A 989-nucleotide genomic window follows, 5' to 3' on the forward strand; every position below is an offset into this window, starting at 1 on the left:
GCCCAGGTAGCCGCGCTCGCCGCACCGGTCGCCAGCGCGCTGAAACGGGAAAAGCACGAGGTCGCGGCGCGCCAGGCCCGCGACGCCATCGCCCTGCGGGTGCAGGCCGGCGACGTCAACGAGGTCGTCAGCGGCTTCCTCGAGCAGCGCTGGACGACCGTGCTGACGTTCGCGTGGACGATCGAGGATGCGCGCCCGGGCGCCGTCGACAACGCCACCCGGGCCATGGACGACCTGATCTGGAGCGTCAAGCCAAAGGCCACGCCGGAGCAGCGCAAGGCCCTGATCGCCCGGCTGCCGCGCCTGCTGCAGACGCTGAACAAGTGGCTCGATGCGATCAAGTGGCAGGACGCCGAGCGCCTGCAATTCTTCGCCCGCCTGGCCGAATACCACGCGGCGATCGTGCGCGCACCCATCGAGCTGTCGCCGGAGCGCCAGCTGGAACTGGCCACGCAGGCGGCCCAGCAGGATGCGCTGCGCAAGGTCGAGATGGAAAACGCGGCCGCGGAACAGGCGGCGGCGCGGGTGGCCGAGGTGTCCGCCGTCGACGGCCTGGAGCGCGGCATGTGGCTGGAATTCCGCACGGGCGAAGGCGCGCGCAAGGTCAAGCTGGCGTGGGTGAGCCCGCTGCGCACGCTGTTCATCTTCTCCGGCGCCGGGCGGCGCGAAGCGTTCTCGCTGCCGGCCGACAAGCTGGCCGCGGTCCTGAACGACGGCGGCGCGCGCGTGCTCGCCATCGACGGCGTCGTCGGGCAGGTGCTCTCCGACGCAATGGCCCAAGGGGCCGTCAACGATTCGAATATATCGGCCGTTGCCCTACGTGTTGGTATCGGTCACGTGACCGGGTTATAGTCGAGCGTCGTCATCCATCACCGAATCCAACATGCTCTGGTGGTCCCATCTCTCGGCGCTGGGCGGCCTCAGTATCTTAAACACAAATTACGCAGCCCACGAATAAATAGGTGTATATATAGGGGGTGGCCCGATAA

The 989-nt window shown here is 67.7% G+C and carries 1 protein-coding gene; it reads left to right on the top strand.

Features of this window, described 5'->3' with window-relative positions; translation table 11 throughout:
• The coding region (locus ACEN88_RS32680) for a DUF1631 family protein (protein ID WP_413346418.1) at positions 1 to 852 on the top strand (852 nt) is incomplete at its 5' end.
• Positions 853 to 989: the final 137 nt, after the last annotated feature.

This window comes from Massilia sp. CT11-108 (assembly GCF_047302915.1).
Taxonomy (GTDB): Bacteria; Pseudomonadota; Gammaproteobacteria; order Burkholderiales; family Burkholderiaceae_D; genus Telluria; species Telluria orientalis.